Genomic DNA, 24107 nt, shown 5'->3' with positions numbered 1-24107 from the left:
CGTAGGCCGGCGGCGGTGTTGGCGCGCCGTAGGCCGGCGGCGGCGTCTGGGCGGCCGGCGGCACCGGCGGAGCCGTCGGCGGATCGGCAGGCGGAGCTGCGGGCGAGGCCTGCGGCTGCTGGGGAACCTCGGGAACCTGGGGAACCTGGGGCACATCCGGAACCTGCGGGACGTCCGGCACCTGCGGGACCTGCGGGCGGTCGGGGTTGTTGGGATCGGTCATGGTGAATCCTTCCACTGAAGACGGGGTTGCCGCGGACCCGCTGCGGCGGTCTAACCGGTCATCGACGACGACGTTTCGTACGCGGCCATGACGACGAAGAAGAAGATCACCGCCGCGATGCCCGCCAGGAGGCCGAGGTAGCCGAGGATGAGGCCGGCGATCGCAAAACCGCGGCCCTTCTCCTGGGTCCGGCCGATCTGGCTGAGCCCGATGTGCCCGGTGATGATGGCCACGAGCGAGATGCCCAGGATGCCGGTCACCATCGCGATGATCGACAGCACATTGTACTTCTCCTGGCCCGGGTACGGCTGGCCGTAGGGCTGCTGGCCGTACTGCTGCTGGCCGTAGGGCTGCTGGCCGTACTGCTGCGGCTGGCCGGCGGGCTGCTGCGGCTGGTAGGCCGGCGCCGCGGGCGGTACCGCGGGCGGTCCGTAGCCGGGCGGGGGCGGCGGCTGGTTCTCGGACGGCGGCCCAACGGGCGGCATGGTGGGATCGGTCATGAGGACTCCTTCTGTGATCCGGACGAGAGCAGGCCGGTCACGAGCAGATCGAGGCGGCGGTGCCAGAATACCGCGAATCCCCGGGTGGGGCGCCGGTTTCAGACCTGGATGTCCGACACCGGCAACGTCGAGTCCGCGCCGAATCCCAGCGAGGAGGGTTCGTGCCCGGCCACGATCAGCTGCGCCCCGAGCGCCGCGATCATGGCCCCGTTGTCGGTGCACAGGGACAGCGGCGGGATGCGCAGGGCGATCCCGGCCGCATCCGTGCGCTCCTCGGCGAGCTCCCTGAGCCGCGCGTTCGCGATCACACCGCCGCCCAGGAGCAGACGGGGCACCTCGAGGTCGACACAGGCGGCAACGGCCTTGGTGAGGAGGATGTCGACGACGGCCTCGCGGAAACTGGCCGCGACATCCGCGATCGGCACGATCTCGCCGGCGTCCTGGCGCTGTTCGACCCAGCGCGCGACCGAGGTTTTGAGGCCGGAGAAGGAAAAATCGTAACGGTGCAGGGCCATGTCCTTGGGTCGGCTCAGCCCGCGCGGGAAGCGGATCGCCTTCGGGTCGCCTTCAAGCGCCGCGCGGTCGATTTCGGGTCCGCCGGGGTAGGGCAGGCCGAGGATCCGCGCCACCTTGTCGAAGGCCTCACCGGCCGCGTCGTCGATGGTCTCCCCGAGCAATTCCACGTCGGAGACCAGGTCGCGCACCAGCAGCAGCGAGGTGTGGCCGCCGGAGACGAGGAGGGCGATCGTGGGGTATTCGAGCGGCTCGTCGGCGTCGTCGGCGCCGTTCCGCAGCAGGTCGACTCCGACGTGGCCGACGAGGTGGTTCACGGCGTAGATCGGCTTGCCGAGGGCAACGGCCAGCGCCTTCGCTGCGCCGACCCCGACCATGAGCGCCCCGGCCAGCCCCGGCCCGCTGGTCACGGCGATGGCGTCGAGGTCCGTAAGCCGGATGCCGGCCTCCGCCACGGCCGCGGAGATGGCCGGGACCAGCTCCTCCAGGTGCGCCCGGGCGGCGACCTCGGGAACCACGCCGCCGTAGCGGGCGTGTTCCTCCATCGAGGACGCGATCGTGTTGGAGAGCAGGGTGGTGCCGCGAACGATTCCGATCCCGGTCTCGTCGCAGGAGGTCTCGATGCCGAGCACGAGCGGGTTCAGGCGATTCATCCGGTGGCCTCCATCGTCGGCGCGGGGATGACCAGTCGCATGACGATTGCGTCAACGTTGTCGGGTTGGTAGTAGCCGCGGCGCACGCCGACCTCGGCGAAGCCGAGCCGTTCGTACAGGCGCTGCGCCGAGGGGTTGTCGGCGCGCACCTCGAGGAAGACGTCGCGCGCGCCGCGCTTCCGCGCCTCGCCGATCAGGGCCTGCATGAGCGTGCGGCCGAGTCCGCGGCCGCGGGCCACTGGAGCGACGGCGATGGTCTGGATGTCGCCCTCCGGCGCTCCACGCGGGGCGAGCAGCCCGGCGTAGGCCTCGATCCGCCCGGGCTCGTCCGGGGGGAACGCGACGAGGTAGTAGCAGTTGGGGTCGGCGACATCCCGGGCCATCGCCTCCGGCGACCAGGCATCATTCTCGAACGTGCTCGTCTCAAGGGCCATGATCGCGTCGACGTCGGCGGGCGTGGCGTGCCGCAACTGCCAGGTCATCGGCTCACCCGCTTCGGGCCGGCCGAGATGGTGACGTCGGGCGAACGCAGGTAGAGCGCTTCGTCGGCGGCGAACGGATGCCCCTCGACAAGGCGCAGCGCCGCGACCCGGCCGAGCTCGCCGGCCGATACCGCGGCGGCGTCGAACCGGGGCAGCCCGGCATGCGCCCACTGTTCCCCCAGCAGCACGTCCGGTTTGGCCACGCCCGGGCCGTCGCTGCGCTCGGGCAGCCCGGCGGCGTCCGTGCCGCTGTACGCGGACCAGTAGACCTCGCGGCGACGGGCATCCGTGACGACGAGGAGGCCGCCGGTGTGGCCGGCCTGGTACCGGCCCCAGGCGATGGCGTCGTGGCTGATCACCGGGAGGAACGGCCTGCGGGCGCCGAGCGCGAAGACGCGGGCCGCGGCGATCCCCACGCGGAGGCCGGTGAACGGTCCGGGGCCCATGCCTCCGACCACGCCGGTGAGCGCGCGGGCATCCAGCCCGGCCTCGCGGAGGCAGTCCTCGATCAGCAGGCCCACGACTTCGGCGTGCCGCATCGTGTCGTCGGTGCTCCGTTCGGCGAGCACGTCGCCGCGGAGGTCGACGACGGCGACGCTCGTGCCGGCGGAGGTGTCAATGGCGAGAAGCACGCTTTCAGCCTAAGCGGTGGGCCCTGCCTCGCGCGCCCACGCGACGTCGCCGGCCCAGCGGGGGCCGACGGCGGTGATGGTGACGGTGCGGGGTTCGTCGAGGTCGAGGTCGCTGTCGATCGGTGCCTCGGCCGGGGAGGGTGCGGCCCGGGAGGCGCCGAGGGGGCGCTCGATCTCGATGTCCAGCCACGAGTCGGTGATGCCGTCCAGCATGCCGCGGCCCCATTCGACCACGACGATGGAGCGGGCGAAGTCGATGTCGAGGTCGTCGAGCTCGACGGCGCTGGCGAGGCGGTAGGCGTCCACGTGCACCAGAGGGGGCCCCCAGGCCGTGCTCGGGTGGGTGCGGGCGAGCACGAACGTGGGACTGGTGACCGCGCCCCGCACGCCCAGCCCTTCGCCGAGCCCGCGGGTGAGCGTGGTCTTGCCTGCGCCGAGCGGTCCGGTCAGCACGACCAGGTCCCCGGCGCGCAGCCGGCCGGCGAGGGCGCGGCCGAATTCGTGCATGGCTTCGGCGTCGGGAATCGACCAGGTCGCCGGTGCCGGGGTGGGGTGGGATGGCATGGCCGCTCGCCTACTCCGCCGCCCGGTAGCTGCGCGGAACGCGCCGGCCGATCCGGGTGACGATGTCGTAGTTGATCGTGCCGGCCGCGTGCGCCCAGTCGTCGGCGGACGGAACCCCGCTCGCCGGGTCGCCGAAGAGCACCACTTCGTCGCCGACGGCCACCGGCTCCAGCCCCACGCTGACGACGAACTGATCCATGGCGATGCGGCCCACGACGGGGTGGAGAACGCCGCCGATGCTCACCTGGGCGCGCCCGGACGCCTGTCGAGGCACGCCGTCGGCATAGCCCAGCGGCACCAGCGCGAGGGAGGAATCCACCGGCGCGCGCCAGGTGTAGTCGTAGGAGACGCCGGTGCCCGCGGGAACGTGGCGCACGGCGGCCACCCTCCCCCGGAGCGTCATCGCCGGCACGAGGCCGAGGTCCGCCGAAGACGCGTCGTCGAAGGGCGAGAGTCCGTAGATGCTGATGCCCAGGCGCACCATCGAATAGCGGGCGGCGGGCAGGCGCAGGGCCGCGGCCGACGCGGCGAGGTGGGTGAGTTCGGGCGTGAGGCCGACGGCGGCCGCGAGGGCGAGACCGCGGTCGAAGCGCGCGATCGCCTCCGTGTCTTCGGCCGGTGACGCGTTGGAGAGGTGGCTGAAGATACCGCGCACGCGCACCCGGCCGGATCGTTCGAGTTCGGCGGCGAGGGCGAGCACGGGGGCCCACTCCGATTCCTGCACGCCGTTGCGGCTGAGCCCGGTCTCGAGTTTGATCTGCACGGATGCGGTGCAATCGAGCGTTGCCGAGGCATCCGCCACCTGCTGCAACTGCACGGCCGACGAGAGGCCGAGATCGACGTCGGCGGCGATGGCCGCGGACCAGTCCGTATCCGGGTCGTGCAGCCAGGCCAGGACCGGCGCCCCGATGCCGGCCTCCCGCAGTTCGAGGGCCTCCGCGATGTCGGCGACGCCGAGCCAGTCCGCGCCGCCCGCCAGCGCGGCCCGGGCAACGGGAACGGCGCCGTGCCCGTACGCGTTCGCCTTGACCACCGCCATCGTGTGCGCGGTTCCGGTCAGCGCGCGCAGGTGCGCGACATTGGCCGAAATGGCGTCGAGGTCGACGACGGCCTCCCGGTAGCCGGTCATGGTCCCTCCATCACCACGAACGCGCAGGCGACTCCGGCGTCATGGGTCATCGTGAGGTGCACGCCGCTGATGCCCCGGTCCGCGAGCGCGGCGAGGGCACTGCCGTGCAGCACGAACCCGGGGTTGCCGTGGCCGTCGGTGACGACCTCCAGCTCCTGCCAGGTGATCGCCTGGCTGTCGCCGAGGGCCTTGACGAAGGCCTCCTTCGAGGCGAACCTCGCGGCCAGGGAATGGATCGGCAGTCCGCGCTCGCTTGCGGTGAAGAGGCGCGGGACGAGCCCGGGGGTGCGCTCGACCTGGCGCTCGAAGCGAGCGAGGTCGACGATGTCGACGCCGATTCCTCTGATCATGCGCACCCCGTGTTCATGCGTCGGCTACTCGACCGTGACGGATTTCGCGAGGTTGCGCGGCTGGTCGACGTCGAGCCCCTTGGCGATGGACAGTTCCATCGCGAAGATCTGCAGCGGAACCACGGCGAGGAACGGCTCGAACAGCGGCGCGGCGAGGGGAATGTGGATCACGGTGTCCGCGAACGGCAGCACGGCGGCATCCCCGATTTCGGCGATCGCGATGATGCGCGCGCCGCGCGCCCGGATCTCCTGGATGTTGGAGACGACCTTGGGGTGCAGGTGTGCGGAGCCGCGCGGGCTCGGCACGATCACGAACACGGGCTGGCCCGGCTCGATCAGGGCGATCGGGCCGTGCTTGAGCTCTCCGGCGGCGAAGCCTTCGGCGTGGATGTAGGCGAGCTCCTTGAGCTTGAGCGCGCCCTCCATGGCGATGGGGAAGCCGACGTGGCGGCCGAGGAACAGCACCGCGCGGGTGTCGGTCATCCACTGGGCGAGCTGGCGGATCGAGTCAGCCTCGAGCAGGGTGGTGGCGACCTTGTCGGGGATCGCCTGGAGTTCGGCCGTCTGCACCGCGAGCTCGGCTTCGGTGAGGCTGCCGCGGACCCGGGCGAGGTGCAGGGCGAAGAGGTAGAGCGCGGCGATCTGGGAGACGAACGCCTTCGTCGACGCGACGGCGACCTCGGGGCCGGCGTGCGTGTAGATGACCGCATCCGACTCGCGGGGAATCGTTGCGCCCTGAGTGTTGCAGATCGAGATGGTCTTCGCGCCGGCCTCCCTGGCATACTTGACGGCCATCAGCGTGTCCATGGTTTCGCCGGACTGGCTGATCGACACGACGAGGGTGTCGTCGGTGATCACCGGGTCGCGGTAGCGGAATTCGTGGCTGAGTTCGACGTCGACCGGCACGCCGGCCCATTTCTCGATGGCGTACTTCGCGGTCTGGCCGGCGTAGGCGGCCGTTCCGCAGGCGATGATGACGATGCGACGGATGCCCGCCAGCACGTCGTCGCCGAATTCGGTCAGCTCGGGCACAACGACGTGGCCGTCGGTGATGCGTCCGCGCAGGGTGTTCGCAATGGCATCGGGCTGCTCGGAGACCTCCTTGGCCATGAAGCTGGACCAGCCGCCCTTCTCGGACGCGGAGGCATCCCAGGCAACCTCGAACTCCTCGCACTCGACGGCATTGCCGTCGAAGTCGGTGATGGTGACGAGGTCGGGCGTGATCGTGACGATCTGGTCCTGGCCGATGGCGAGGGCGCGGTGCGTGTACTCGACGAAGGCTGCGACGTCGGAGCCGAGGAAGTTCTCGCCGTCGCCGAGGCCGATCACCAGCGGTGAGTTGCGGCGGGCGCCGACGACGACGCCGGGCTGGTCCTGGTGCACCGCGAGGAGGGTGAACGCTCCTTCGAGGCGGGCGACGACGGTGCGGAAGGCCTCGCTCAGGTCGCCGACGCGCTGGTACTCGCGGCCGAGCAGGAGGGCCGCGACCTCGGAGTCGGTTTCGCTGGTGAAGGCGAAGCCCTCGGCGAGGAGTTCGTCCCGGAGCGGCCCGAAATTCTCGATGATGCCGTTGTGGATGAGGGCGAGCCGGCCGTTGTCCCCGAGGTGCGGGTGCGCGTTCTGGTCCGTGGGGCCGCCGTGCGTGGCCCAGCGGGTGTGCCCGATGCCGGTACGCCCGTTGTTGATCGGGTGCGCCTCGAGCTCGGCGGTGAGCATGGCGAGCTTGCCGGCACGCTTGGCCGTGTTGAGCTTTCCGTGGTCATCGATGACGGCGATCCCGGCGGAGTCGTAGCCCCGGTATTCGAGTCGGCGCAGCCCCCCCATGAGAACTTCCACACTTTTGCTGTCTCCGACATATCCCACGATTCCGCACATGCACCCGATTTTAGTCGGACTAAACTGGGTGGAATGTCCGAGCCGGTTGTGAGCAATGCAAACAGCGGTCACGGCACCCCATTTGTCGAGCTCGACCGGGCCGATTGGGCCGCTCTGGCTCACTCCACCCGGCTTCCGCTCCGGGAGACGGAGATCGTTCAGCTGCGCGGGCTCGGCGAGCCACTCGACCTGAACGAGGTCTCCGAGGTCTACCTGCCGCTGAGCCGGCTGCTCAACCTCTACGCCGCCGGCGCCCGGCAGCTGCACCGGGCCACGAGCGACTTCCTCGGCGAGCGGGCCCAGCCCACCCCGTTCGTGATCGGGGTCGCCGGATCCGTGGCCGTCGGCAAGTCCACCATTGCGCGCCTGCTGCGGGAGCTGCTTGCCCGCTGGGAAGACACCCCCCGGGTGGAACTCGTCACGACCGACGGCTTCCTGTTCCCGAACGCCGAGCTCACCCGCCGCGGCCTGATGGAACGCAAGGGATTCCCCGAATCGTACGACCGGCGCGCCCTGCTCCGGTTCGTCGCCGCGGTCAAGAGCGGCGCCGAAGAGGTCAGGGCCCCGTTCTACTCGCACCTTCGCTATGACATCGTGCCCGACGCCCAGATCGTCGTGCGCCAGCCCGACATCCTCATCGTCGAGGGCCTGAACGTGCTGGCGGCGCCCGGCCCGGGGCAGGGCCTGGCGGTCAGCGACCTGTTCGACTTCACGGTGTACGTGGATGCCCGCACCCAGGACATCGCCCGCTGGTACGAGGAACGCTTCCTCAAGCTGCAGCGCGGCGCATTCGCCAACCCGAAGTCGTTCTTCCACCGCTATGCGGAGCTGAGCGAGGACGAGGCTCGGGCGCGGGCCCGGCAGATCTGGGGCAGCATCAACGAGCCCAACCTGCTGCACAACATCCGCCCCACCCGCTCGAGGGCGACTCTCGTGCTGCGCAAGGACCCGAACCACGCCGTCTCGAAGGTGCTCCTCCGCAAGGTCTAGCCGCCCCTATCCCCGCGAAACCGCAGTTGTGCGCGTCAAACCCGTCGAATAACGCGCACAACTGCGGTTTCGCGGGGGTGTGTGGAGGGCTAGTTTGCCAGGCGCTTGAGGACGATGTCGGCGAGGCTGTGCGCGAGCCGGTCGGCTGTCGCCTGGTCGGCCGCCTCCACCATCACGCGCACCATCGGCTCCGTACCCGAGGGGCGAAGGAGCACACGGCCCGAGTCGCCCAGCTCGGTTTCGGCAGCGACAATCGCGGCGGCGATGACGTCGTCGGAGTGCAGGGCACGGTGGTCGACGCCGCGCACGTTCACGAGGATCTGCGGGTACACCGTCATGACGGAGGCGAGTTCGGCGATCGTCTTGCCGGTGCGCGCCATTTCCGCGACGAGGTGCAGCCCGGTCAGGATGCCGTCGCCGGTCGTGGCGAATTCGGTCATGATCACGTGGCCGGACTGTTCGCCGCCGAGGGAGAGCCCGTCGGCGTTGAGCGCCTCGAGCACGTAGCGGTCGCCCACCTTGGTCTGGATGACCGTGATGTCGTTGGCCGCCATGGCCTTCCGCAGGCCGAGGTTGCTCATCACGGTCGCCACCAGGGTGCGGTCCTTGAGCACGCCGCGTTCGGCCATCGACACGGCGAGGATCGCCATGATCTGGTCGCCGTCGATGATCTTGCCCTCGCGGTCCACGGCCAGGCAACGGTCGGCGTCGCCGTCGTGGGCGATCCCGATGTCGGCGCCGTGTTCCAGCACCGCCCTGGCGAGGTTGTCGAGGTGCGTCGAGCCGACGCCGTCGTTGATGTTGATGCCGTCCGGGTCGGCGCCGATCACGGTGAGCGTGGCGCCGGCATCCGTGAAGACCTGGGGCGAGACGCCGGCCGCGGCGCCGTGGGCGCAGTCGAGCACGACGTGGATGCCGTCGAGGCGATTGGGCAGGGTGCCGAGGAGGTGCACGACGTAGCGGTCCTCCGCGTCGGCGAAACGGCGGATGCGACCGACGTCGCCGCCGATGGGCATGAGCACATCCATCGAGAGGTGGGCCTCGATGCGGTCCTCGACGTCGTCGGGAAGTTTGGTGCCGCCGAAGGCGAACAGCTTGATGCCGTTGTCGGGGGCGGGGTTGTGCGAGGCGGAAATCATCACGCCGAAGTCTGCGCCGATGTCGGCGATGAGGAATGCGGCGGCGGGCGTCGGGATGACCCCGGCGTCGAGCACGTCCACGCCGGAACTGGCCAGGCCTGCGGCGACCGCGGCGGAGATGAACTCCCCGGAGACGCGCGGGTCGCGCGCGAGCACGGCCACCGGACGGCGGCCTTCTGCCCGCCGTTCCTCGGCGCGACGGCCCTGAGTCAGGACGGTGGCGCTCGCCTGGGCGAGGCCCAGGGCCAGGCCAGCCGTGAGATCACGGTTGGCCAGGCCCCGGACACCGTCCGTGCCAAAAAGTCGAGGCATAGTGCCGTCGGCTAACGGATTAACGCTTCGAGAACTGCGGAGCCTTACGGGCCTTCTTGAGTCCGGCCTTCTTGCGCTCCTTGACGCGAGCGTCACGGTTGAGGAAGCCGGCCTTCTTGAGGATGGCGCGGTTGTTCTCTTCGTCGATCTGGTTGAGCGAGCGCGCGATGCCGAGGCGAAGTGCGCCGGCCTGGCCGGAGGGGCCGCCGCCGGTGATGCGGGCGATGACGTCGTAGCTGCCCAGGAGATCGAGGACCTTGAACGGGTCGTTGATCAGCTGCTGGTGCAGCTTGTTCGGGAAGTAGTCGTTCAGCTCGCGGCCGTTCACCGTGATGGTGCCGGCTCCGGGAACGATGCGCACGCGGGCGATGGCCTGCTTGCGCCGGCCAACGGCTGCGCCGGGGACGGTGAGGATGGCGCGGGGCGCCTTGGTAGCAACTTCAGCGGGAGACTCGGTCGAGTAACTCTCCGGAGCCGCGTCAATCTGGTCTGCGATTTTCGCCACGATGGTGTGAATCCTTTTTCTTAGAGTCGAGAAGTCTGGAGGCCGGCGCTACTGCGCGACCTGGCCGAGGGTGTACGGCTTGGGCTGCTGCGCAGCGTGCGGGTGCTCCGGGCCTGCGTAGACCTTGAGCTTGGCCAGCTGGGCGCGGCCGAGCGAGTTCTTCGGCAGCATGCCGCGAATCGCCTTCTCAACTGCACGCGTGGGGTGCTTCTCGAGCATCTCGGAGTAGTTGGTTGCCGTCAGGCCGCCCGGGTAACCGGAGTGGCGGTAGGCGATCTTCAGTTCGAGCTTCTTGCCGGTGAGGGCAATCTTCTCGGCGTTGACGATGATGACGAAATCTCCCATGTCCATGTGGGGAGAGAACGTGGCCTTGTGCTTGCCGCGGAGGAGAACGGCGGCGTGGCTGGCAAGACGACCGAGAACGATGTCTGTGGCGTCGATGACGACCCAGTCGTGCTGGACTTCGCTTGCCTTGGGTGTGTAAGTGCGCGTCACTAGTGTGCTGCTTTCTTTTTTCGAACGGAGGTGTTCGTGAATCCCGCTCCGGGTGTGTTCTAGAAGAAGAACACGATCGATGGAGGGCTCACGTTCGTGTGCCTGGCTGCAACGCACAGACACCAAGGGTCAATAGTAGTCGGCCGGCGCCGGACTCGCAATTCGGGCGGCGCGCGCTCAGGCGGGGAAGGCGTCCGGGTGTACCCGTCGGGCCCTGGTTTCGACCGCGCGCATGGCCAGTTCGGCGTCGTCAGGGTATCCGACCTGGATGAGCGACAGCCCGTGCGGCGCCATCACATTGAAGTCCCCGCTCGGGCGCTCCCGTTCGAACCGCAGGTCGATGAGGCGCGCCGGGTCGAGCTTCCCCTCCCCCACCGCGACGCACGCGCCGACGAGCGAGCGCACCATGCTGTGGCAGAACGCGTCGGCCTTGACCACGGCGACGAGCACCCCGTCGGGGTCGCGGCGCCAGCTGAACTCCTGCAGGGTACGGATCGTCGTGGCCCCGGGGCGGCGCTTGCAGTAAGCGGCGAAGTCGTGCAGGCCGACGAGGCTCGCGGCCGCGGCATCCATCGCCCCGGCGTCGAGCTCGTGCGGATACCACGTGGTGCGCAGGCGCTGCAGCGGGTCGTGCAGGGCCCCGCGGTCGGCGATGCGGTACTCGTAACGGCGCCAGAGGGCCGAGTAGCGGGCGTCGAATCCGGCGGCCGCCCGGCGCGCGCGGACGACGACGATGTCGGGCCGATTGACCAGGATGCCCCGCAGCCGGTGGTGCAGCTCGGCTCCCAGTTCGAGCGTGGCGGGGCGCACCCCGATGCCCTGGCGCGGGCGCACCAGGCCGTCGGCCTGCTCCGCGGTGAGATCGACGTGGGCGACCTGCCCGAAGGCGTGCACCCCGGCATCCGTGCGCCCGGCGACCGCCACCGTCGGCCCGGGCGGGTAGCGTTTGAGGATCGCCGCGAGCCCGGACTGGATCTCGCCCTGCACCGTGCGGAAGCCCGGCTGGATGGCCCAGCCGGCGAAGTTGGTGCCGTCGTAGGCGATGTCGAGCCGGATCCGGATGCTGTCCGTGGTCTCCGGGCGCCGGGAGACGTCATCCGGGGCTCGATTCACAGTCCCAGCCTAAGCCGCCGCGCGGCCCGCTAGAACTCGTGCGTGAACGCGAACTCCCGGTTGGTCGGCGTGAACCCCATGCCGGTGTACAGGCCGAGGGCGCCCGTCGCGCTGGCAGAGTCGACGTCGAGGGTCGCCCGCTCGTGGCCGGCCGCGCGGGAGGCCGCCAGCTGCACGGACAGGAGCGCCTGGGCGATGTGCCGGCCGCGCCAGTTCCGCCGCACCCCGACCAGGCTGATGTACGAGCCCGGGAACCCCTGGCGCTCCCAGTCGTCTTCGTTCACCGTGGTGAGGATGAAGCCCACGATCTCCTCGGTGCCTCCCGGGCCGGGGCCCAGGGCGACGAAGGACAGGTCGCCGCGGAACACCTCTGCCCCCACGAATGCGTCCCAGCCCTCGGCGCTGATCGGCTGGCTGGACCAGTGGTCCATGAACACCTCGTCGCGGGCGGCATGGACGGCCGCCGAAAGCTCCGGCGTGTAGGGCGCGATCCGGATGCCGTCGGCGAGCGCGAACTCCCGGATCGGGTCGGCGAGCACCCGTTCGAGGGCGAGGAAGTGCCGCGCGAGGGTCAGGCCGCCGCGCTCGTACAGCCGGGCGTTCTGCGGTGCGCGCTCGTCGCTGAACGCGATGACCCACCCGGGCAGCGTCTTCGGCGACGACGCGAGCTGCTGCTTCGCCCGGCCGAGCTGCCAGGCGAGGAGTTCGCGGCCGATCCCCCGGCCGCGCAGTTCGGGGTGCACCCCGCCGTGCAACACCGAGCGCACGAGCGTCTGCTGCCCCGGCGGGAACATCACCATCCCGTTGGCGACGATGCGGCCCTCGGCATCCAGGCCGACGAGGGAATCCAGCGCCGGGTTGAAGTGCGAAAAGCCGAAGTCTTCGGCGATCTCGTCCCGCGTGGCCAGGTAGTTGGGATGGTCGACCCGGTCCATGGCCCGGTCGAGCTGCCAGATGCCGTCGATGTCGGCGACCGTTGCCGGGCGCCAGGCGGCGACATCCGGATGCGAGGGAAGCGGCAGCGACTCCGGGGCGCTGACGCGGTCGCGGAGCGGACGCACAGTGTCAACCATGTGCCAACCCTATTCCCGGGCCCGGTCAGAACTCGAGCGTGAACGCGAGCTTCCGGTGAACCGGCTGGAACCCCATGCCGGTGTACAGGCCGAGGGCGCCGGTGGGGCTGGCCGAGTCGACGGCGAGCGTCACGCGCTCGTGCCCCAGGGCGCGCCCCGCCTGCAGCTGGGCGGCGAGGAGAGCCTGCGCGATGTGCTTGCCGCGCCATCCGCTGACCACGCCGACCAGGTCGATGTAGCTGCCGGTGAAACCCTGGGTCTTCCAGACGTCTTCGTTCGCGGTGGTGAGCACGAAGCCCACGACCTGTTCCTGGCCTCTTGGGTCGGTGCCGAAGGCGACAAAGGAGAGGTCGGGCCGGAACCAACGCGACCCCACGAAGGCGGCCCAGTTCTCGTCGCTCATCGGCTGGCTGGCCCAGTGGTCCATGAACGCGTCGTCGCGCGCGGCGTGCACCGCGGCCGAGACCGCGGGCGTGTACGCGGCGATGCGGATGCCGTCGGCCGGTTCGACCGCGCGGATCGGCTCGGCGAGCACCCGTTCGAGCGAGAGGAAGTAGCGGGCGAGGTTCAGTCCGGCGCGTTCGAACAGCCGCGCGTTCTGCGGGGCGCGCTCGTCGGCGTAGAGCAGGATCCAGCCCGGCAGGCGTTTGGCGGAGGAGGCCAGCTGCTGCTTCGCGCGGTCCAGCTGCCAGGCGAGCAACTGCCGCCCGATGCCGCGGCCGCGCAGCTCGGGGTGCACGCCGCCGATCGCGATCGATCGCACCAGGGTCTCCTGCCGGGGCGGGAGCAGCACCACGCCGTTGGCGACGATGCGCCCGTCCGCGTCGAGGCCGACCAGCGAGTCCAGCTCCGGGTGGAAGTGGGAGTAGCCGAAGTCGGCGGCGATTGCGCCGCGCGTGGTGAGGTAGTTCGGGTGGTCGAGCCGACCCATCGCCTGGCGGAGCCGCCAGATTCCGTCGATGTCGGCGTCGGTCGCCGGCCGCCACTCGGCGACATCCGGATGCTCCGGCAGCGCCGGTTCGGTCGGCGCGGTGACGCGCTCGCTCAGCGGACGCAGTTCTTCAGCCATCCGTCCAGCCTAGCGACGCCCTCGCCCGCGCTCCCTCTCCCCCTTCGCCACCTCCCCCGCGCGCCGCCTCCCCCTTCGCCCTCTCCCGCGCGCCACCTCCCCCGCGATCCTCCCCCTTCGCCACCTCCCCCCGCGCCACTTCCCCAGCCCCCGCGCGCGCAGGGCCATTCCACGCTGAGTTGCGGAGAAAGTACCTTCAATTTCGAAACGAAGGTACTTTCTCCGCAACTCAGCCAACGCGCGCGACAGCGGGAGGGCACACGAAAGGGGCCCGACCGAAGTCGGGCCCCTCTCGAGATGGAACTGGTGAAGCTGGTGAAACTGGTGAAGCTGGTGTTACTTGGCTTCTTCGGCGTCTACCGCGGCGTCTGCCTCGGCCGGAGCCTCGGTGGATTCGTCCGTGGACTCCTCGGCGACCGGAGCCTCGGTGGGCTCCTCGGCAGCGGGCTCTTCGACAACCGGCGTGGCAGCCTTGGCGGAAGACGTCTTGGACTTCTTCACCTTCGGCGTGACGGGCTCGAGAACGAGTTCCATCTGAACCATCGAGGCGTTGTCGCCCTTGCGGAAGCCGAGCTTCGTGATGCGGGTGTAGCCACCCTCACGAAGAGCAACCTGCGGCGCGATCTCGGTGAAGAGCTCGTGCACGACGGTCTTGTCGCCGATGGTGGCGAGCACGCGACGACGAGCGTGCAGGTCGCCCTTCTTGGCGAACGTGATCAGTCGCTCGGCAACCGGACGCAGGCGCTTGGCACGGGTCTCGGTCGTCTTGATCGACTTGTGGGTGAACAGGGACGCGGCCAGGTTGGCGAGCATGAGGCGCTCGTGGGCCGGTCCGCCGCCGAGGCGGGCTCCCTTAGTGGGCGTAGGCATTGGTAATCTCCAGTATCAAAAGTCGAAAGTCAGTCTTAACGACTGCTTTAGATGGTTTCTTCGTCGTAACCGCTGTAGAAGTGAGCGCCGTCGAATCCGGGCACCGAGTCCTTGAGCGACAGGCCGAGCTCTACGAGCTTGTCCTTGACCTCATCCACCGACTTCTGACCGAAGTTGCGGATGTTCATCAGCTGGGTCTCCGAGAGGGCGACCAGTTCGCTGACGTTGTTGATGCCCTCGCGCTTGAGGCAGTTGTACGAGCGAACCGACAGATCGAGGTCTTCGATCGGGATCGACAGCTCGTTCGAGAGCACGGCGTCAACCGGCGCGGGGCCGATTTCGATGCCCTCGGCAGCGGTGTTGAGCTCGCGGGCCAGGCCGAACAGCTCGGTCAGGGTGCGACCGGCGGATGCGATGGCGTCGCGGGGGGTGATCGCCGGCTTGGTCTCCACGTCAACGACGAGGCGGTCGAAGTCGGTGCGCTCACCGGCACGGGTGGCCTCAACGCGGTAGGTCACCTTGAGCACGGGCGAGTAGATGGAGTCGACCGGGATCTGGCCGGCTTCCGAGTACTCGTTCCGGTTCTGGGTGGACGACACGTAGCCGCGGCCACGCTCGATGGTCAGTTCGAGTTCGAACTTGGCCTTGTCGTTGAGGGTCGCGATGACGAGCTCGGGGTTGAGAACCTCGACGCCGGCCGGAGCCGAGATGTCGGCGGCGGTGACCTGGCCGGCACCCTGCTTGCGCAGGTACGCGGTGATCGGCTCGTCGTGCTCGCTGGAGATGACGAGGCCCTTGATGTTCAGGATGATCTCCGTGACATCTTCCTTGACACCGGGAACGGTGCTGAACTCGTGCAGCACACCGTCGATGCGGATGCTGGTGACAGCCGCGCCGGGAATCGAGGAAAGAAGGGTGCGGCGCATCGAGTTGCCGAGGGTGTAACCGAAACCGGGCTCAAGCGGCTCGATCGTGAACTTGGAGCGGAACTCCGAGACGTTCTCTTCGGTGAGCGTGGGACGCTGTGCGATAAGCACTATTGATTCCTTTCGGCTAAGTGTCCGCTATATGACACTTGCGATGATGTTTTGAGTTATGAAAGAAAACGAAGAACCGGTGAAGGAGCAGGCCCGCGAAGGCCTACTCCTTCACCGCAGGGTGGTTAGACGCGGCGACGCTTGGGCGGGCGGCAACCGTTGTGCGCCTGCGGGGTGACGTCGTTGATCGAACCGACCTCGAGGCCTGCGGCCTGAAGCGAGCGGATCGCGGTCTCGCGGCCGGAGCCCGGTCCCTTGACGAAGACGTCAACCTTCTTCATGCCGTGCTCCTGCGCCTGGCGGGCTGCCGACTCGGCGGCCAGCTGTGCGGCGAACGGGGTCGACTTGCGCGAGCCCTTGAAGCCAACGGCGCCTGAGGACGCCCAGCTGATGACCGCACCGGTGGTGTCGGTGATCGAGACGATGGTGTTGTTGAAGGTGGACTTGATGTGGGCCTGGCCCACAGCAATGTTCTTCTTTTCTTTCTTACGCGGCTTCCGTACGGCCGACTTGGGTGCTGCCATGAATTTCTCCTGAATCCTAAAGGCGTGGGCGCGCTGGGCCGAGGCCTAGCGGGCCTTCTTCTTGCCGGCTACGGTGCGCTTCGGGCCCTTGCGGGTGCGAGCGTTGGTCTTGGTGCGCTGGCCGCGAACGGGCAGGCCCTTGCGGTGGCGAATACCTTCGTAGCTACCGATCTCGACCTTGCGGCGGATGTCAGCGGCAACCTCGCGGCGGAGGTCACCCTCAACCTTGAAGGTTCCTTCGATGTAGTCACGGAGCAGGACGAGCTGGTCGTCGCTCAAATCCTTGACTCGGATGTTTCCATCGATTTCGGTGTCGGCGAGGGTCTTGAGGGCCCTCGTGCGTCCAACGCCATAGATGTAAGTCAGTGCAACTTCCACGCGCTTGTCGCGGGGAATGTCAACGCCGGCTAGACGTGCCATTGTGGCTTCTCCTGTAGATGAGTGGAGGTCTGTAGCAGCACCTGTGCATCGGCCTCCAACCGATGGTGTCGCCCCGAAGGGTTCCCGGTGCTGCTATGAAACTGTGGTGGTCGAGATCCGGCCGGCTGGGCGCCGGGTCGGACTCTAACCCTGGCGCTGCTTGTGACGCGGGTTTTCGCAAATCACCATGACGTTTCCGTTACGGCGAATTACCTTGCACTTGTCACAGATCTTCTTGACGCTGGGCTTGACCTTCATGGTGATTCCTTGTGTTCGCTGTCTTCGTACCCACGGGATGCCGCGGGCCGTTACTTACAGCAGCCGTTACTTGTAGCGGTAAACGATCCGGCCGCGGGTCAGGTCGTACGGGCTCAACTCAACGATCACGCGGTCCTCGGGGAGGATGCGGATGTAGTGCTGACGCATCTTGCCCGAAATGTGGGCAAGAACACGGTGGCCGTTGGTCAATTCAACGCGAAACATCGCGTTGGGAAGAGCTTCGACTACTGCGCCCTCGATTTCGATGACACCGTCTTTTTTCGCCATAGCCTCACTGTCGCTCAATGCATTGGTTGCTGGTCATGCGTGGATTGTGATGTAAAGACACGCCGGATTCGACGGTGCAAGACACCAAGGATCAACTCTAAGGTATGAAGTTGCCTTATAGCAATTCTCTCCTATAATCCCCGGCCTCCCGACCCCTCTCCCCCACCGCGAAACCGCACTTGTGCGCGTTAAAACGCGTCCATAACGCGCACAAGTGCGGTTTCGCGGTGGGGGGAGGAGGGGAATTAGGGGATCGGGACGGGCGTGATGCCGAGCGGCTTCAGGCCGGATGCGCCGCCGTCTTCGGCGGTGAGCACCCAGATGCCGTCCTTGTGCACGGCAACGCTGTGCTCCCAGTGCGCGGCGGCCTTCAGGTCGCTCGTGGCGACCGTCCACTCGTCCTCGCGCACGAACGTTTCAATGGAGCCGAGCACCACCATCGGTTCGATCGCGACGACCAGGCCGGGCTTGACGTCCGGGCCCTTCTGGCGCACCCGGTAGTTGAACACCGGCGGAGTCTCGTGCATCGAGCGTCCGATGCCGTGGCCGACGTAGTCGGTCAGGATGCCGTAGCTGCCCTGCGACTCGACGTAGTCCTCGATGGCCTCGCCGACCTCGTTGAGGTGCCGGGCCACGGCCAGGCGGGCGATCCCGTGCCACAGCGACTGCTCGGTGACCCGGGACAGCTCCTCGCGCGCGGCGACGAGCTCCGGGCGGGACGGGTCGGGGATCACGAAGGTGAAGGCGGCATCGCCGTTCCAACCGTCGATGACGGCGCCGCTGTCGATCGAGACGATGTCGCCGGCGGCCAGGCGCCGTTCGGTCGGGATGCCGTGCACGACCTCTTCGTTGATCGACGCGCACACGGTGTGCCGGTAGCCGGGCTCCAGCTTGAAGTTGGAGGTGCCGCCGAGGGCGACGATCGCCGCCTCAGCGGCCGCGTCGAGCTCCAGCGTCGAGACGCCCGGCCGCATGACGGCCCGGGCCGCGACCAGCGACGCCGCGGTCGCGAGGCCCGGCGCGATCATGAGGCGCAGCTGCGCCGGCGTCTTGTAAATCGAGCGTCGGAGGCTCATCGGATTCCCCGCGAACCGGTCAGGATGCTTCGACCGGGCGAACGGCATGCAGCCCCCGCGCGGCGAGGCCGACCAGGATGCGGTCGGTCACCTCGTCCACGGGGCCAAGCCCGTCGACGGTGACGACGAGGCCGCGCGACCCGTAGACCTCGGTCAGCGGCGCGGTCTGCTGCTCGTAGATGTCCATCCGGTGACGGATCACCTCGACCGTGTCATCCGCCCTGCCCTGTTCGGCGGCCCGCTTGAGCAGCCGGGCGACGACCTCGTCGGTGTCGGCGACAATCTGGACGACCGCGTCGAGTGCCGTGCCGTCGGCGAGCAGAAGGCGATCGAGTTCGTGCACCTGCTCGGTCGTGCGCGGGTAGCCGTCGAGGAGGAATCCGCCGGCGGCGTCGACCTCCTGCAGGCGGTCGTGCACGATCGCGTTGGTCAGGGAGTCCGGCACGTACTCGCCGGCATCCATGAACTTCTTCGCTTCGAGGCCCAGTTCGGTGCCGTTCTTCAGGTTCGCCCGGAAGATGTCCCCGGTGGAGACGGCGGGAACATCGAACGCCTCGGCGAGGCGCGCGGCCTGGGTTCCCTTGCCGGCGCCCGGCGGGCCGATCAGGAGCAGTCGGGTCATCGGAGAAGCCCTTCATAGTGACGTTGCTGGAGCTGCGAGTCGATCTGCTTGACCGTCTCGAGGCCGACGCCGACGATGATCAGGATGCTCGCGCCGCCGAACGGGAAGTTCTGGTTGGCGCCGATCGCGACGAACGCGATGAGCGGTATGAGTGCGATCAGCCCCAGGTAGATCGATCCGGGGAGGGTCACTCGCGTCAGCACGAAGTCGAGGTACTCGGCCGTCGGGCGCCCGGCACGGATGCCCGGGATGAACCCGCCGTACTTCTTCATGTTGTCGGCGACCTCTTCGGGGTTGAAGGTGATCGCGACGTAGAAGTAGGTGAACCCGACGATGAGCAGGAAGTACATGAGCATGTAGAGCGGGTGATCGCCCTTGGTCAGGTAGTTCGTGATCCAGACCACCCAGGCTGCGGGCTCCTGGCCGGCCGCCGGCTGGTTGAACTGGGCGATCAGCGCCGGCAGGTAGAGCAGCGACGACGCGAAGATGATCGGGATCACACCCGCCATATTCACCTTGATCGGGATATAGGTGTTGTTGCCGCCGTAGGTGCGCTTGCCGACCATCCGCTTGGCGTATTGCACCGGGACGCGACGTTGCGACTGCTCGACGAAGACCACGGCCGCGACGATCAGCAGGCCGATCGCAAGCACGATGAGCAGGATGTCGATGCCGCGCTGCTGGGCGATCGACAGGAGCGAGTTCGGGAACTGGGCTGCGATCGAGGTGAAGATGAGGATCGACATGCCGTTGCCGATGCCGCGCTCGGTCACCATCTCACCCATCCACATGATGACGCCGGTGCCGGCGGTCATCGTGAGGACCATCAGCATGATGGCGTACCAGGCGTCATTGGTGAGCAGCTGCGAGCACTCGGGGCTGCCCGACGTGCCGAACAGGGCGCCACTGCGGGCGACGGTGATCAGCGTGGTCGACTGGAGGATGGCCAGCGCGATCGTCAGGTAACGCGTGTACTGCGTCAGCGTGCCCTGGCCGGACGCACCCTCCTTGTAGAGGGTGTCGAAGTGGGGGATGACCACGCGCAGCAACTGCACGATGATCGAGGCCGTGATGTACGGCATGATCCCCAGGGCGAAGATGGAGAGTTGCAGCAGCGCGCCACCGCTGAACAGGTTGACGAGCTGGTAGAGGCCGCTGGCGTCCTGGTTGGCTGCGAGACAGGCCTGGACGTTCCCGAAATCCACAAAGGGGGTCGGGATGAACGAACCCAGGCGGTACACCGCAATGACGATCAGGGTGAACCCGATCTTCCTGCGAAGGTCCGGTGTGCGGAATATCCGCGCAATGGCGCTAAACAAAAGGCCTCCAGTTAAATGCGTTGATCGAGCTTGTCGAGATCCGCCACTAATTTCTTGGTGGGATCACTCAACAAGCTCGACCAGCGTCTACGGACTTACTTGATCGAGCCACCTGCTGCGACGATCTTCTGCTCTGCTGAGCCGGAGACCTTGTCGACTGCAACTGTCAGCTTAACCGCAATGTCCCCGTTACCGAGAACCTTGACCTTCTCATTGTCGCGAACGGCACCCTTGGCAACCAGGTCGGCGACGGTTACGTCCCCACCCTTCGGGTACAGCTCGGCCAGGCGCTCCAGGTTGACAACCTGGTACTCGACGCGGAACGGGTTCTTGAACCCGCGCAGCTTCGGGGTGCGCATGTGCAGGGGCATCTGCCCACCCTCGAAGCCGATACGCACCTTGTAGCGTGCCTTGGTGCCCTTGGTGCCACGACCCGCGGTCTTACCCTTGGATCCTTCACCTCGGCCGACGCGCTGCTTGGCCTTCTTCGCACCGGGAGCCGGGCGAAGGTGGTGAACCTTCAGCACGTGCTCGCGGGTCTCGGTGGGCTCGGCGGCGGCCTTCTTCGGCGCGGCAGCCTTGGCCGGAGCCTTGGTTGCAGCAGCCGTCTTGGGCGCGGCGTCCTTGGCCGGGGCCTTGGCAGCCTTGGCAGCCTTGGCCGGAGCCTTGGCGTCCTTGGCCGGAGCCTTGGCGGCGGCCTTCTTCGGCGCGGCAGCCTTGGCCGGAGCCTTGGCAGCAGCAGCCTTGGGGGCAGCCTTCTTCGCGGTGGCGGGCTTGTCGGCTGTCTTCTTGACAGCGTCCTTCTCGTCAGCCATTAGTCAATCTCCTCGACCTTCACAAGGTGAGCGACGGTGTTGACATAGCCACGGTTCTGCGAGTTGTCCTCGCGAATAACCACGGCGCCAATGCGTCGGAGACCCAGGCTGCGAAGCGTGTCGCGCTGGTTCTGCTTCTCACTAATTTTGGACTTGATCTGCGTCACTTTGAGGCGAGCCATCAGGCACCTGCCTTTGCTGCCGCTGCAGCAGCTGCTGCGTCGGCGTCGGCGCGCAGGAAGCGGGCCGGAGCCACATCTTCGTACGCGAGGCCACGACGAGCTGCGACTGCACGCGGCTCTTCGAGCTGGTGCAGCGCCTCGACCGTGGCGTGGACGATGTTGATGGTGTTCGACGAACCGAGCGACTTGCTCAGCACATCGTGGATGCCGGCGCATTCAAGCACGGCGCGAACCGGGCCACCGGCGATAACGCCGGTACCGGCAGCGGCGGGACGGAGCAGGACAACGCCTGCTGCTGCCTCGCCCTGCACCGGGTGCGGGATCGTCAGGCCGACGCGGGGAACGCGGAAGAAGTTCTTCTTCGCTTCCTCGACGCCCTTGGAGATCGCCGTCGGAACCTCGCGAGCCTTGCCGTAGCCAACGCCAACCAGGCCGTTGCCGTCACCGACGACAACGAGCGCGGTGAAGCTGAAGCGACGACCACCCTTGACCACCTTGGAAACGCGGTTGATGGTGACAACCCGCTCCAGGAACTGGCTCTTCTCGGCGTCGCGGCTGCCGCGGTCCTTGTTCGGGCTGCGCTCACGTCCGCCACGACGAGCCTCGCGGGGCTCGTTCTGGGGCGGAGTCGTTGATGCAGCGGTCTCCACTGGTGCCTCTGCAGCCACCACGGTCTCTTTTGTTGCTGTCTTAGCAGTTTCAGTGCTCACAGGTTCAATCCACCCTCTCGAGCTCCCTCGGCGATGGCCGCGACGCGACCCGCATACTTGCTGCCACCACGGTCGAATACGACGGCGTCGACACCGGCTGCCTTGGCGCGCTCTGCGACGAGTTCGCCGACCTTACGAGCCTTGGCGGTCTTGTCACCATCGAAGGTGCGCATGTCCGCTTCGAGCGTCGAAGCCGAAGCGAGGGTGAAACCCTTGCTGTCGTCAACGACCTGCACGAATACGTGGCGAGCCGAACGGGTGACGACGAGGCGCGGACGAACCGCGGTGCCCTCGATTTTCTTACGAAGACGTGCGTGCCTGCGTCCGCGGGCAGCCGACTTGCTTTTTCCTCTAGTTCCGAGACCCATGGTTACTTACCACTCTTTCCGGCCTTGCGGCGAACAATCTCGCCGGCGTAACGCACACCCTTGCCCTTGTAGGGCTCAGGCTTGCGAATCTTACGGATGTTGGCGGCAACCTCGCCGACGGCCTGCTTGTCGATGCCACCGACCGTGAGGCGGTTGACGCTGTCCACGGTGAGGGTGATGCCGGCGGGCGGTTCGATGAGGACCGGGTGCGAGAAGCCGAGGGCGAACTCAACTGAGGTGCCCTTCTGCGCAACGCGGTAACCGGTACCGACGATCTCGAGGCCCTTGGTGTAGCCCACGGTCACCCCGATGATCTGGTTGGCGATCAGGGTGCGGGTCAGTCCGTGCAGCGAACGCGAGTTGCGCTCGTCGTCGGGACGCGTGACGACAACCTGGCCGTCTTCGACCTTGACCTCGATGGGCTTGGCGACGGTGAGCGCGAGCTCACCCTTCGGGCCCTTGACGCTGACGGCCTGGCCGTCAGCCTCCACCGTGACCCCCGCGGGGATCTGGATGGGAACTCTTCCAATACGTGACATTGTCGGCTACCACACGTAAGCGAGAACTTCTCCGCCTACGCCCTTCTTCTCAGCCTGGCGGTCCGTGAGGAGTCCGCTGGACGTGGACAGGATGGCAACGCCGAGGCCGCCGAGAACCGTGGGGATCTCGGTCGACTTTGCGTACACGCGAAGGCCGGGCTTGGAAACCCGCTTGATGCCGACGATGGAACGCTCGCGGTTGGGGCCGAACTTGAGGTTCAGCGTGAGGGTCTGGCCTACCTTGGCATCCTTGACGTCCCAGGCGGAGATATAACCCTGGGCCTTGAGGATGTCAGCGATGTGCGCCTTGAGCTTGCTGTGCGGCATCGACACTGTGTCGTGGTACGCCGAGTTAGCGTTGCGCAGTCTGGTCAGCATGTCTGCGACCGGATCTGTCATTGTCATGTTGTGGTGCCTTTCTCGCCTGGTTTCGTGCACCCGTTACACGGATGACGACCTGTGGTGGTTGCGGGGCTGAACGGCTGTCCAGCCCCCGGGGGTAATACTGGCCCGTGTTACGGGGTGTTCTCGGCCGTCTTGAAGGGGAAGCCGAGCGCCTTGAGCAGCGCGCGTCCCTCTTCGTTGTTGCGGGCGGTCGTCACAACTGTGATGTCCATTCCGCGGATACGGTCAATCCGGTCCTGGTCGATCTCGTGGAACATTACCTGCTCGGTGAGACCGAAGGTGTAGTTACCGCTGCCGTCGAACTGCTTGTCCGAGAGGCCGCGGAAGTCACGGATACGGGGAAGCGCGAGGCTCAGCAGGCGGTCGAGGAATTCCCACATGCGGTCGCCACGAAGCGTGACGTGGGCGCCGATGGGCTGTCCCTCACGCAGCTTGAACTGCGCGATCGACTTGCGTGCCTTGGTGACCTGCGGCTTCTGGCCGGTGATCTTGGTGAGGTCGGCGACGGCGCCGTCCATGATCTTGCCGTCGCGGGCAGCCTCGCCGACACCCATGTTGACGACGATCTTCACCAGGTTCGGCACCTGGTGCACGTTGGTGAAACCGAGGTCCTTGGAGAGCTGGGCGGAGATCTCGTCGCGGTACTTCTGCTTGAGACGCGGCTGGATTTTGCCAGCTGCAACTGCTGTGTCAGTCATTACAGGTCCTTACCAGACTTCTTTGCGTAACGAACGCGGACCGTCTTGGTGACGCCGTCCTTCGTTACCTCTTCAATGCGAACTCCGACGCGAGTCGGCTTCTTGGACTCCGGGTCGACCAGGGCCACGTTGGACACGTGGATCGGGGCCTCCATGGTCTCGATGCCGCCGGTCTTGGTGCCGCGCTGGCTCTGGCCGACGCGGCTGTGCTTGGTGACGAAGTTGATGCCCTCAACGAGGACCCGGTTCTTCTCTACCTGCACTTCGAGGATGCGACCCTGCTTGCCTTTGTCGCCTCCGCGAGCCTGGCTGCGGCCGGTGATGACCTCAACGAGGTCACCCTTCTTGATTCTGGCCAT

Annotated in this window: 33 protein-coding genes; 1 reads left to right on the top strand and 32 read right to left on the bottom strand. The window is 67.4% G+C overall.

The window, feature by feature from the left end:
- The 9 genes from E3T33_RS11980 to glmS all read right to left on the bottom strand — a co-directional run.
- On the bottom strand, positions 1-223 hold a 223-nt coding region (locus tag E3T33_RS11980), incomplete at its 3' end, for a hypothetical protein (RefSeq protein ID WP_194088039.1).
- A 50-nt stretch (positions 224-273) separates the two neighbouring features.
- On the bottom strand, positions 274-723 hold the full coding sequence (locus tag E3T33_RS11975) for a DUF4190 domain-containing protein (protein ID WP_092322316.1): 450 nt from the start codon (positions 721-723) through the stop codon (positions 274-276).
- Between the two features lie 98 nt (positions 724-821).
- The gene (gene tsaD, locus E3T33_RS11970; protein ID WP_092322318.1) at positions 822-1889 is read right to left on the bottom strand and encodes a tRNA (adenosine(37)-N6)-threonylcarbamoyltransferase complex transferase subunit TsaD; all 1068 of its coding nucleotides are present in this window, start codon (positions 1887-1889) and stop codon (positions 822-824) included.
- Complete coding sequence (gene rimI / locus E3T33_RS11965; protein ID WP_092322319.1) at positions 1886-2371, bottom strand: ribosomal protein S18-alanine N-acetyltransferase; 486 nt, start codon at positions 2369-2371, stop codon at positions 1886-1888. The genes tsaD and rimI overlap by 4 nt, the downstream gene beginning before the upstream one ends.
- Entirely contained in the window at positions 2368-3003 is a 636-nt protein-coding gene (tsaB, locus tag E3T33_RS11960) for a tRNA (adenosine(37)-N6)-threonylcarbamoyltransferase complex dimerization subunit type 1 TsaB (protein WP_092322321.1), read from the bottom strand. The genes rimI and tsaB overlap by 4 nt, the downstream gene beginning before the upstream one ends.
- Positions 3004-3012: 9 nt before the next feature.
- Positions 3013-3567: a tRNA (adenosine(37)-N6)-threonylcarbamoyltransferase complex ATPase subunit type 1 TsaE gene (gene tsaE / locus E3T33_RS11955; RefSeq protein ID WP_092322322.1), complete on the bottom strand. Its 555-nt coding sequence runs from the start codon at positions 3565-3567 to the stop codon at positions 3013-3015.
- A gap of 10 nt (positions 3568-3577) precedes the next feature.
- Positions 3578-4696 (bottom strand): alanine racemase, encoded by a 1119-nt coding sequence (gene alr / locus E3T33_RS11950; protein WP_092322324.1) that lies wholly within the window; start codon positions 4694-4696, stop codon positions 3578-3580.
- Entirely contained in the window at positions 4693-5046 is a 354-nt protein-coding gene (locus tag E3T33_RS11945; protein ID WP_134575357.1) for a holo-ACP synthase, read from the bottom strand. The genes alr and E3T33_RS11945 overlap by 4 nt, the downstream gene beginning before the upstream one ends.
- Positions 5047-5070: 24 nt before the next feature.
- Complete coding sequence (gene glmS, locus E3T33_RS11940) at positions 5071-6921, bottom strand: glutamine--fructose-6-phosphate transaminase (isomerizing) (protein WP_092322328.1); 1851 nt, start codon at positions 6919-6921, stop codon at positions 5071-5073.
- 33 nt (positions 6922-6954) lie between these two features.
- Here glmS and coaA point away from each other — a divergent pair, with 33 nt between their 5' ends.
- On the top strand, positions 6955-7911 hold the full coding sequence (coaA, locus tag E3T33_RS11935) for a type I pantothenate kinase (protein WP_092322330.1): 957 nt from the start codon (positions 6955-6957) through the stop codon (positions 7909-7911).
- 89 nt (positions 7912-8000) lie between these two features.
- On the opposite strand, the gene glmM is transcribed toward coaA, so the two are convergent.
- From glmM to rplX, 23 genes are all read right to left on the bottom strand, one after another.
- The gene (glmM, locus tag E3T33_RS11930; protein ID WP_092322332.1) at positions 8001-9362 is read right to left on the bottom strand and encodes a phosphoglucosamine mutase; all 1362 of its coding nucleotides are present in this window, start codon (positions 9360-9362) and stop codon (positions 8001-8003) included.
- 19 nt (positions 9363-9381) lie between these two features.
- The gene (rpsI, locus tag E3T33_RS11925; RefSeq protein WP_092322334.1) at positions 9382-9867 is read right to left on the bottom strand and encodes a 30S ribosomal protein S9; all 486 of its coding nucleotides are present in this window, start codon (positions 9865-9867) and stop codon (positions 9382-9384) included.
- Positions 9868-9915: 48 nt separating this feature from the next.
- The gene (gene rplM, locus E3T33_RS11920; RefSeq protein WP_092322337.1) at positions 9916-10362 is read right to left on the bottom strand and encodes a 50S ribosomal protein L13; all 447 of its coding nucleotides are present in this window, start codon (positions 10360-10362) and stop codon (positions 9916-9918) included.
- 177 nt (positions 10363-10539) lie between these two features.
- Positions 10540-11475, bottom strand: coding sequence for a tRNA pseudouridine(38-40) synthase TruA (truA, locus tag E3T33_RS11915; RefSeq protein ID WP_134575356.1), 936 nt, complete (start codon positions 11473-11475; stop codon positions 10540-10542).
- A 29-nt stretch (positions 11476-11504) separates the two neighbouring features.
- Complete coding sequence (locus E3T33_RS11910) at positions 11505-12548, bottom strand: GNAT family N-acetyltransferase (RefSeq protein WP_134575355.1); 1044 nt, start codon at positions 12546-12548, stop codon at positions 11505-11507.
- A 25-nt stretch (positions 12549-12573) separates the two neighbouring features.
- Positions 12574-13617 (bottom strand): GNAT family N-acetyltransferase, encoded by a 1044-nt coding sequence (locus E3T33_RS11905; RefSeq protein ID WP_134575354.1) that lies wholly within the window; start codon positions 13615-13617, stop codon positions 12574-12576.
- Positions 13618-13953: 336 nt separating this feature from the next.
- The gene (gene rplQ, locus E3T33_RS11900; protein WP_092322342.1) at positions 13954-14487 is read right to left on the bottom strand and encodes a 50S ribosomal protein L17; all 534 of its coding nucleotides are present in this window, start codon (positions 14485-14487) and stop codon (positions 13954-13956) included.
- 47 nt (positions 14488-14534) lie between these two features.
- The gene (locus tag E3T33_RS11895; RefSeq protein ID WP_092322344.1) at positions 14535-15524 is read right to left on the bottom strand and encodes a DNA-directed RNA polymerase subunit alpha; all 990 of its coding nucleotides are present in this window, start codon (positions 15522-15524) and stop codon (positions 14535-14537) included.
- A 125-nt stretch (positions 15525-15649) separates the two neighbouring features.
- Complete coding sequence (rpsK, locus tag E3T33_RS11890) at positions 15650-16048, bottom strand: 30S ribosomal protein S11 (RefSeq protein WP_092322345.1); 399 nt, start codon at positions 16046-16048, stop codon at positions 15650-15652.
- Between the two features lie 45 nt (positions 16049-16093).
- Positions 16094-16468, bottom strand: coding sequence for a 30S ribosomal protein S13 (gene rpsM, locus E3T33_RS11885; RefSeq protein WP_092322347.1), 375 nt, complete (start codon positions 16466-16468; stop codon positions 16094-16096).
- A 144-nt stretch (positions 16469-16612) separates the two neighbouring features.
- Positions 16613-16726 (bottom strand): 50S ribosomal protein L36, encoded by a 114-nt coding sequence (gene rpmJ, locus E3T33_RS11880; protein ID WP_035834639.1) that lies wholly within the window; start codon positions 16724-16726, stop codon positions 16613-16615.
- Positions 16727-16792: 66 nt separating this feature from the next.
- Positions 16793-17014, bottom strand: a complete 222-nt coding sequence (gene infA, locus E3T33_RS11875; protein ID WP_055811571.1) for a translation initiation factor IF-1 — start codon at positions 17012-17014, stop codon at positions 16793-16795.
- 245 nt (positions 17015-17259) lie between these two features.
- Positions 17260-18090, bottom strand: coding sequence for a type I methionyl aminopeptidase (gene map / locus E3T33_RS11870; RefSeq protein ID WP_092322348.1), 831 nt, complete (start codon positions 18088-18090; stop codon positions 17260-17262).
- A 19-nt stretch (positions 18091-18109) separates the two neighbouring features.
- Positions 18110-18712, bottom strand: coding sequence for an adenylate kinase (locus E3T33_RS11865; protein WP_092322350.1), 603 nt, complete (start codon positions 18710-18712; stop codon positions 18110-18112).
- Positions 18709-20031, bottom strand: coding sequence for a preprotein translocase subunit SecY (gene secY / locus E3T33_RS11860; RefSeq protein ID WP_092322351.1), 1323 nt, complete (start codon positions 20029-20031; stop codon positions 18709-18711). Before secY ends, E3T33_RS11865 begins: the two co-directional genes overlap by 4 nt.
- Positions 20032-20126: 95 nt before the next feature.
- Positions 20127-20846 (bottom strand): 50S ribosomal protein L15, encoded by a 720-nt coding sequence (gene rplO, locus E3T33_RS15610; protein WP_134575353.1) that lies wholly within the window; start codon positions 20844-20846, stop codon positions 20127-20129.
- A complete protein-coding gene (rpmD, locus tag E3T33_RS11850; RefSeq protein WP_174774754.1) occupies positions 20846-21028 on the bottom strand; it encodes a 50S ribosomal protein L30 in 183 nt (60 codons plus the stop codon). The genes rplO and rpmD overlap by 1 nt, the downstream gene beginning before the upstream one ends.
- Positions 21028-21696 carry a 30S ribosomal protein S5 gene (gene rpsE, locus E3T33_RS11845; RefSeq protein ID WP_277870639.1) on the bottom strand — a complete coding sequence of 223 codons (669 nt, stop codon included), beginning with the start codon at positions 21694-21696 and terminating at the stop codon, positions 21028-21030. The genes rpmD and rpsE overlap by 1 nt, the downstream gene beginning before the upstream one ends.
- 38 nt (positions 21697-21734) lie before the next feature.
- Positions 21735-22106 (bottom strand): 50S ribosomal protein L18, encoded by a 372-nt coding sequence (gene rplR / locus E3T33_RS11840; protein ID WP_092322356.1) that lies wholly within the window; start codon positions 22104-22106, stop codon positions 21735-21737.
- A 2-nt stretch (positions 22107-22108) separates the two neighbouring features.
- Positions 22109-22645: a 50S ribosomal protein L6 gene (rplF, locus tag E3T33_RS11835; protein ID WP_092322357.1), complete on the bottom strand. Its 537-nt coding sequence runs from the start codon at positions 22643-22645 to the stop codon at positions 22109-22111.
- 6 nt (positions 22646-22651) lie between these two features.
- Complete coding sequence (gene rpsH / locus E3T33_RS11830) at positions 22652-23050, bottom strand: 30S ribosomal protein S8 (protein ID WP_092322359.1); 399 nt, start codon at positions 23048-23050, stop codon at positions 22652-22654.
- Between the two features lie 110 nt (positions 23051-23160).
- Positions 23161-23748, bottom strand: coding sequence for a 50S ribosomal protein L5 (gene rplE / locus E3T33_RS11825; RefSeq protein ID WP_092322360.1), 588 nt, complete (start codon positions 23746-23748; stop codon positions 23161-23163).
- On the bottom strand, positions 23748-24107 hold the full coding sequence (gene rplX / locus E3T33_RS11820) for a 50S ribosomal protein L24 (protein ID WP_092322362.1): 360 nt from the start codon (positions 24105-24107) through the stop codon (positions 23748-23750). The genes rplE and rplX overlap by 1 nt, the downstream gene beginning before the upstream one ends.

The sequence above is a fragment of the Cryobacterium sp. TMT1-2-1 genome (assembly GCF_004403955.1).
In the GTDB taxonomy this organism is placed as follows: domain Bacteria; phylum Actinomycetota; class Actinomycetes; order Actinomycetales; family Microbacteriaceae; genus Cryobacterium; species Cryobacterium psychrotolerans.
The sequence above is the reverse complement of the archived record's forward strand: the minus strand, read 5'-3'. Positions and strand labels throughout refer to the sequence as shown.